Origin of the sequence: Anabaena sp. AL93 (assembly GCF_001672085.1) — a bacterium.
GTDB classification, from domain to species: Bacteria; Cyanobacteriota; Cyanobacteriia; order Cyanobacteriales; family Nostocaceae; genus Dolichospermum; species Dolichospermum heterosporum.
On record NZ_LJOU01000087.1, the window covers coordinates 19,711 to 27,190 of the forward strand.

General features: G+C 38.6%; 9 protein-coding genes. All 9 read right to left on the reverse strand.

All coding sequences use genetic code 11. The features are described from left to right. Positions 1-5: 5 nt before the first annotated feature. Positions 6-437: an NUDIX domain-containing protein gene (locus AN486_RS20415; protein ID WP_228043877.1), complete on the reverse strand. Its 432-nt coding sequence runs from the start codon at positions 435-437 to the stop codon at positions 6-8. After that, positions 427-1,797, reverse strand: coding sequence for a guanitoxin biosynthesis MATE family efflux transporter GntT (gntT, locus tag AN486_RS20420; protein WP_053539642.1), 1,371 nt, complete (start codon positions 1,795-1,797; stop codon positions 427-429). The genes AN486_RS20415 and gntT overlap by 11 nt, the downstream gene beginning before the upstream one ends. A gap of 34 nt (positions 1,798-1,831) precedes the next feature. Then, the gene (locus AN486_RS20425) at positions 1,832-2,137 is read right to left on the reverse strand and encodes a hypothetical protein (RefSeq protein ID WP_053539641.1); all 306 of its coding nucleotides are present in this window, start codon (positions 2,135-2,137) and stop codon (positions 1,832-1,834) included. A gap of 310 nt (positions 2,138-2,447) precedes the next feature. Further along, positions 2,448-2,735, reverse strand: coding sequence for a hypothetical protein (locus tag AN486_RS20430; RefSeq protein ID WP_053539640.1), 288 nt, complete (start codon positions 2,733-2,735; stop codon positions 2,448-2,450). Positions 2,736-2,944: 209 nt separating this feature from the next. Beyond that, entirely contained in the window at positions 2,945-4,402 is a 1,458-nt protein-coding gene (locus AN486_RS20435) for an NAD(P)/FAD-dependent oxidoreductase (protein ID WP_290602346.1), read from the reverse strand. A 397-nt stretch (positions 4,403-4,799) separates the two neighbouring features. Further along, entirely contained in the window at positions 4,800-5,873 is a 1,074-nt protein-coding gene (gene cobD, locus AN486_RS20440; protein ID WP_053539638.1) for a threonine-phosphate decarboxylase CobD, read from the reverse strand. Between the two features lie 26 nt (positions 5,874-5,899). After that, entirely contained in the window at positions 5,900-6,193 is a 294-nt protein-coding gene (locus AN486_RS20445) for an HU family DNA-binding protein (RefSeq protein WP_027401744.1), read from the reverse strand. A gap of 288 nt (positions 6,194-6,481) precedes the next feature. Continuing rightward, positions 6,482-6,964 (reverse strand): helix-turn-helix domain-containing protein, encoded by a 483-nt coding sequence (locus AN486_RS20450; RefSeq protein WP_290602349.1) that lies wholly within the window; start codon positions 6,962-6,964, stop codon positions 6,482-6,484. Between the two features lie 223 nt (positions 6,965-7,187). Beyond that, on the reverse strand, positions 7,188-7,480 hold a 293-nt coding region (locus AN486_RS20455), incomplete at its 5' end, for a zinc ribbon domain-containing protein (protein ID WP_290601599.1).

Here is a 7,480-nt window from a genome sequence, read left to right on the forward strand (position 1 = left end):
TAGCTTTAACCAATACTTAATTTTAAACTAATTGCTAAGAAATCAAAAAACTCAGCCAGAATTTGATCATAGTGAGAGGCAAATTCAAGCTGATTAATTTCCTCTCGACTAAAATAGGCTAATTTTTGTCCTTCGTGTAGGGTTATTTGAGAAATATCTAAATCCAGCCGAGTCCAAAAAATGTGTTCATCACACTCTTCCCAAAAATAAGACTTGAAAAAATTAACTTCATCGAGTTTTAGTTCCAATTCTTCAACTAATTCTCTACGAATAGCTGCTTCTGGAGATTCATTTTTCTCTATATATCCTCCCAGGAATGCCCAAGTATTAGGAAAAGGAATAGAGCTTTTATTATCTCGAAGTACAAGTAAAACTTGCTGCTGACTGTTGAGAATAATTATGTCAGCCCCTGGTGCTTCTCTCATTTCAAATTTCATTTTTAATAGTTGTCAAAAAAACTGCATTAGCCTCAGTATCACTACTCAAAGACTTTGGCAAATAAACTAACATTGTCACCATTTTGGCAAACATAAATAATATAATGGATAGCCATAAAAGATAGTTGTTGTGAAAATACCAAGCTGCTATAACTGATGGGATAAATCCCAAACTAGCAGAGATCAAACTGACATTACGAACAATTTTCCCTTCGGCTAATCCTAAGAAATATCCTTCCAGCATTGAGGCAACAGAATTGAATATAAGTATGAAGCATAAACACCAAATATAGGTATCAATATGTTCAGTAATTTCCCTATGGTTGGTTAATATGCCAAAGACAGCCTGGGGAAAGAAAACACAAATTGTAGCTACAGTGAGTCCTATCAACAAGCTGCTGGCAACTGAAACTTTCAGCAAGGGTAACAATTTCTCTTTTGAATCTTTACCTTTCAAGTTTCCGCTTAAGGTTTCGGTAGCAAATCCCATTCCGTTAGTTAAGTAAACATTTAGATGTGTTATCTGTCCTAATAAAGAATTTTGGGTAAAGAGTATCGTTCCCATCATGGCACTTAGATTACTAAAAATAGTAAAGACAGACATCTCAGTTATAGTTCTAATCAAGATATCTCTATTGAGAGCCAACATAGTTTTCAACTCTGAAAAATCCATGATTTGTGGGCTAACTGCGCGGATTTCTTGCCACTGAACTTTCCGACTAGCTAAAAGGATGCCGATAAACAACATTAAGTATTGGCTAGATGCTTGAGATACTCCAGCCCCTACACTATTCCAACCCCATTGAATAATAAATAAGTAGTCTAAAATTATCTTGGCTGCATTGCCAATAACTGAAAGTACCACAACCTTACTATTCTCCTCTCGTCCCAGTAACCAACCAATGAGAACGAAGTTCAGTAAAACAGCAGGCGCTCCCCAAATGCGAGCATTGAAATAGTCAATGCCGGCAGCTTTAACATCAATATCAGCACTCAAGAGCGAAAAACCTACCTCTCGCAAAGGATACTGCAAAATTAACAGTACGATACCTAATCCCAAGGCGATTAAGCCATTGCGTAGTCCCACTAGCAGTGCAGCCTCTTGGTCATCTGCTCCCACAGCTTGAGCGGTTAACCCAGTGGTTCCCATACGTAAGAACTCAAGAATCAAATAGACGAGGTTAAACAAGATATTAGCTATGCAAACCCCTGCTAAGGCATCAATTTCTTGCAGATGACCCAAAAAAGCTACACTGATTAAACCCGCTAGAGGAATCATCAGGTTTGAAAGAATATTGGCGATCGCAAGACGGTAGAAACGAGGGAGAAAGTCATACTGTTCTGTTCGTGTTAAGTTCATGAGTTAATTCAGTATTTAGCTTACTGGTTGGATTTTAGACCGAGTTGAGTCGAGATATAGACGAATTTGTTACCCGCTTGAGTTCCTCGATTCTTAAGTCCTCATCAGCAGTAGAATTGTCAACAAAGGTATTTTCTTGCCCATAATTAACACTTCGGAGTGCAGGTTCTGGTATTTCAGTATCCGGTATTAAATTATCAACAAAGCCACTTATCCACCCATTATTACTACCTTGAAGCAGTGGTTTTCCTGAAACTGGATCTATCTGTGTGCCATTCCCAACAAACGCGCTCTGTAACGCGTTGTTAACAACTTCCTCTGCTGGTTCTGATGTTACCATAGCTGGTGTGCCATCCTCAACAGAATCTATTTGCCCCCCGTTATTGCCATTTGGGGTTGATGTTTCTGGTAAAACAGGGGATTGTTAATCGCCAAAAGCCTGAAACGACGGATTTTCGTTCATGCACATCATGGTTAATTTGTACAGTGCGTAAGTCCTAGTAACAATCTTTTTCCCCATAAATCTGGTTTTCCATAAATCTGGTTAGTTGGGTTTCTGGTTTCATATCTAGCATACTGGAAATTGGTGTAGGAAAATCTATTTGGTATAAAGCTAGTTCCCATTCAAACTAACTTTTTGAGCATTCAAACTAAATAGACTGTTGAGGAACTGTAAGATCCACCAATTTGATAGCCTCTACAATTTCCATAGGTGACAATTCCTCTACTGGTTTATTTTGGCTTGCTGCATAGCCAACAATCCCCTTGAGGGCATAAACCGATAAAACAGCAGTTCCCTTTAATTGCTCAGTATTAATGATATCAAGGGCATTTTGAATATCCATAAAATTCTGTTTAATTAATAATTTGAATAGGGGAATTATCCCTCTATATTCTAGCTTGCCTTGGGGTACAGTCGAGTTAAAACCATTAGTCATTAGTCATTAGTCATTAGTCATTAGTTATTAAATTATTTCCCCCTGACCTCTGCCTATTCCCTATTCCCTATTCCCTATTCCCTAACATTTGTTTGATTATAGGAGTTACGCATTGACAGAATAACAAAATAGTGAATTGATAAGTATAGGTCGTCTACTTACTAGGTATCGGACACTCAATCATTCTTGCTACACTCAACCATAATCCACTATAAATTCCAATCACGACGATAATTAAAGAAACTTAGTAGCAATTCTGAAAAAGTATGGTTCTGATTAATTCTCTGTCTATGCCATTCTCGCGCTATTTCCATAAGAATTTCGGAAAAACTGGGATAAATAGGTGATAATTTAGCCAAATACTGAATTTTCATATTTTGTGAGATTGCTAACCTAATTAAATTAATTAATTCTTCTGCTGCTATTCCCAATATAGAACATCCCAGAATTTTTCCATTTTCCAAAACTACTAATTTACAAACACCTGTAATTTCTCCTTGTATTTGTGCCGCCGTGGCTGTTTTAAAATATTGCTTAAAAACTAAAACCTGCTTTTGAGAATATTGGTTTTTAGCTTGTTTTTCTGTTAAACCAACTTGTGCTACCCTGGGCTGAGAATATATTCCCCAAGGAACAAATTCATAATTAACTTTTAGTTTGGGAAAGAATAGGGCATTTTTTACAGCAATATTAGCTTCATAATTACCAATATTCTGAATATCATAACCACCTAGCACATCACCGCAAGCATAAATCCGATGATTTGTAGTTTGTAATTTTTCATTGACAACCAAGCGGTATTGATGCCATTTTACTCCCACCGCTGGTAAATTCAAATACTCTAAATTTAGCTGTTGTCCAGCACAAATGAAAATTTCATCGGTTTCAATGGCTTGATTTCCAGCTTGTACCCATTTCTTATGATCTATTTGTCGGACTTGGGTAACTTGAGTTTGTGTTAAAATCCGTACACCATCAATTTCTAATTGTGCTGTTAGTAATTGGGCTATTTCTGCATCAAGACTAGGCAAAATGCTAGAATATTTGACTATTAATGTGACTTGACAACCAAATCTGGCTAAAACTTGGGCTATTTCTATACTTTGAGGAATACCACCAATTATCACCCAATTTTCGGGTAATGTGGTTTTTTCTAAAAATTGCCAAATATTAGCTAAAGTTAGATATTTAATAGTATCTAATCCTGAAATATTAGGAATTAATGGACGAGAACCATTAGCGAGTAAGTAAGTGCGACTATATAAGCGTCTTTCATTAACTGTAAAACTTAATTGAGGAGAAGACTGAAATTGACCATTACCAACAATAATATCAACTCCTTGGGCAGCTAAATTCGCCAAAGAATGTATTTGATTAATATTTTTGGCAACAGCATTTGCATAAAACATTCCTTTTTTCCAGTTCAGAAATTCCAGATTTAAGTGAATATTTTTTTCGTAAGTTCCTAGATTTACCAAATTATAATATTTCTGGGTAGTTTGACTAATTTCGCTGAGTATGTATTGATAATTTAAATTATAGTTATGAGTAAAATCTGCGCTGACAATCAAGGCAACTTTAGCGTGTAGCTGAGTAGCACTTAAAGCAGCTTGGTATCCAGCAATACTGCCACCAATAATAACGATATCGTAATCAATATTTGTCATTTGTCATTTGTCATTGGGTAATTTTATTCTTCCTTCTCCCTTCTTCCTTCTTCCTCCTGAACTTCTGATAGCGAAGCGTGGCGTTAGCCATACTTCTGAATGGGCGCAGGCCCTGCGCCCCTACCTCCTGAACTCCTGCTAAGTAATGGGACAGAATTAATTACACAATTGATTTTTCTGTTCCCTGTTCCCTGTTCCCTGTTCCCTGTTCCCTGTTCCCTGTTCCCTGTTCCCTCTCTCAACGAGTGAATTTAATTTTGTCCGACTAAGTAGGTGAACACAATAAAACCAAACTGTGTAAAGAAATGTAAAATCGCCTAAACCCTCTTCACTCTTGCCTCTTGCCTCTTGCCTTTTGCCTTGCCATAACGACAATTTTCAACGCCAACCTACTTACTTATTGATTTTGAATTGTTTCAAGTGCTGTTAATAGGCATTGATTATCAGCTTTTGTACGGACTGCGACACGGAAAAAGCGATCGCCTAATTCTTTAAAACTTAAGCAATCACGAATTAAAATCTGGTGTTGCCGAAGCAAATTTTGTTGTAACTGGGAAGTAGGTCGTTGAGATTCTACCAATAGGTAGTTAACAGAGCCTTCTATGGGTGTTAAACCAGGAATTGAGGCTAGACCTTGAAATAGTTGATTTCTCGCCCCTGGCAGCCATTTCCAGGTGAGATTTTGAAATTCTGTATCTTCGAGGGCGGCGATCGCTGCGGCGGCTGCTAAAGTATTCACAGGCCAAGGATCTCGCCATGATTTCCACTTAGCTAAACGTTGAGGGTGAGCGATCGCATATCCTAATCTTAACCCTGGTAAACTGTAAAATTTGGTGAGCGATCGTAAAATCACCAAATTCTCGTATTCCTGCACCAACCCAATTAAACTTTGTTCCGCTTCCGGCGGCAAAAAATCCATAAACGCTTCATCTACCACCACCAAAGCAAACTTTTTCAAATACGGTAAAACAGATTCCCGTGAGAATAACTTTCCCGTTGGATTATGGGGATTATTCAGCAATAACCCAAAACCTGAAGTCTTCAGCCCGAAATCTGGCAATAGAGAAATATTCCCTTTCCCCGTTGCCAAATCCACAGGAAACTCCAGAACTTTAGCATTATCAACCGCAAGAGTGCGGTAATAGTCGCCAAAAGCTGGAGTTAGTACAACCGTTGCTGCTAATTGTGCTAATTCTCTACCCACCAAAGTTAATAGTTCTGCTGAACCATTACCCGGCAAAATCCACTCAGTAGGTAATTCATGAAAATGACTCAGAGCAAGTCGTAATTCACCATACTCTGGGTCAGGATAATTCCTCAAACTACCTAGTTGAGACACAATCGCCGTAATCACACTATTTGGTGGTCCCAACGGGCTGATACTGGCAGAGAAATCCACAATAGCATCAGGGGAACAGCCAGCCAGTGCTGCTGCCCAAGCCAAATTTCCCCCGTGTGCTTGTTGTGGCATCAAAAATATCTTTCCTATAACCGAACTTATTCTTTTGGCTCTTTTGGGGGTGCTACTCTTTCTCTAAACAGTTTTCCAGCAGAGAAAGCGGGAACTCTGGTAGCGGGAATTTCCATTTTTTCATTCGTTTTGGGGTTACGTCCTTCACGGGCCTTGCGTTCCCGTGATTCAAACGAACCAAATCCCACCAATGTTACTTTATCACCGGAAGAAACCGCTTCCACAATAGTTTCGATGGCAGCACTCAAAACTTGGTCAGCCTGTTTCTTGGTAACGTTAGCCTTTTCAGCTACTGCATCAACTAATTCGCCTTTGTTCATGTTAAACTCCTAAAGTTTTATCAGAGATTATTTCTCAAGATGCACCATTAAAGCATCTTTACCTAAATCTCTGTTTGTAGAAATACAAAAATCGTTCCCTGAGAGTATTTACACTCAAAACCGCTGCAAATACGATTGACTTGACTTTTCAATGAATCATTCTAAGGTGTTGTAGCCCGAAGTGGATAGATGAAACTATTAATTTATATAGATTTCAGGATTTTTTTTCTTTTTTACCTCTTTCTTGTAATTAAAATACCCTATTTTTTAGAAATAAATACTTAGTTGTCATTGGTCATTGGTCATTTCCCTCTGCTCCCTGCCCCCTGCTCCCTGCTCCCTGTCCCCTGCTCCCTGCCCCTTACCTCTGGCTTTCAGAACTCTGCGGAGTCGGTCAGGACTCAAGTAAACTTGTCGCTCGGATGCTAGTTTTTTGGCTAGTTGTTTGGAGTTATAAGTCTGAGGTTCTTCAAATAGACAGTTTTCTAGATACTCTAAATCATTTTCCGAATAGCGAGGTTTTCCGCCTCGACCTGGAGCATCCCATAATCCGGCTAAACCCATTTTTCGCCACCGATGTAGGGTCTGACGGACTGTAGAAACTGCCCAGTTTAAGCCTTGAGCAATTTGTTCGTTATTTAATCCACGAGCATTCAACAGTAGAACTTGAGCGCGGTCTTTTGTCCGTTGAGGAACATCCTTAGCCTTTCTCAACTCTTCTAAAGTTAACTTTTCTTCATCACTTAAAAAAATTTTCAGTCGGCATCCCATAATCCTTTTGATCTGATTAATGTATTTGGTATATTGATGTGTATTTTGGGAGGTATATTTGTCAATACTACCTATGCTAACCCATTATTTCTATGTTTTGTCAAGACTTTATGGGCTTTAGTGTAATTGTAAATATTCTTTAATTTCGTTGAGCATATCAGTATACAATAATAATTCAGGAGTCAGGAGTAAAAATGGCTTGCTATTTTGAAAATATAGTGAACTACCCACACTGACCTGACGGTACAGTGTCGGCTTCCTGTCCAACAGAAAGCACAGTAGTAGACTTCTTGCGTCCTCTATTACTGCGACTTATTTCTGGGCGACAGGCTTCTTGATGAAGTTGTTCATGGGGGAAACCCCCAAGACCACACTTCATCGCTTTATCCCCCGTTCCAGAGGTCAAAATTCGTAGTCCCTCATCTCTGAGGTTTATTGCTGCATTAATATCTCTATCATGTCTAGTCTGGCACTTTTCACAAGTCCAGAATCTTATATCAAGTGGCAAACTACCCA

What these genes read in the sequence shown, in the direction of transcription:
- AN486_RS20430 (WP_053539640.1), bottom strand. Translation starts at nt 2,735, where the DNA reads ATGACTAATGGTTTTAACTCGACTGTACCCCAAGGCAAGCTAGAATAT.
- AN486_RS20445 (WP_027401744.1), bottom strand. Translation starts at nt 6,193, where the DNA reads ATGAACAAAGGCGAATTAGTTGATGCAGTAGCTGAAAAGGCTAACGTT.
- AN486_RS20450 (WP_290602349.1), bottom strand. Translation starts at nt 6,964, where the DNA reads ATGGGATGCCGACTGAAAATTTTTTTAAGTGATGAAGAAAAGTTAACT.
- AN486_RS20415 (WP_228043877.1), bottom strand. Translation starts at nt 437, where the DNA reads ATGAAATTTGAAATGAGAGAAGCACCAGGGGCTGACATAATTATTCTC.
- AN486_RS20425 (WP_053539641.1), bottom strand. Translation starts at nt 2,137, where the DNA reads ATGGTAACATCAGAACCAGCAGAGGAAGTTGTTAACAACGCGTTACAG.
- gntT (WP_053539642.1), bottom strand. Translation starts at nt 1,797, where the DNA reads ATGAACTTAACACGAACAGAACAGTATGACTTTCTCCCTCGTTTCTAC.
- AN486_RS20435 (WP_290602346.1), bottom strand. Translation starts at nt 4,402, where the DNA reads ATGACAAATATTGATTACGATATCGTTATTATTGGTGGCAGTATTGCT.
- cobD (WP_053539638.1), bottom strand. Translation starts at nt 5,873, where the DNA reads ATGCCACAACAAGCACACGGGGGAAATTTGGCTTGGGCAGCAGCACTG.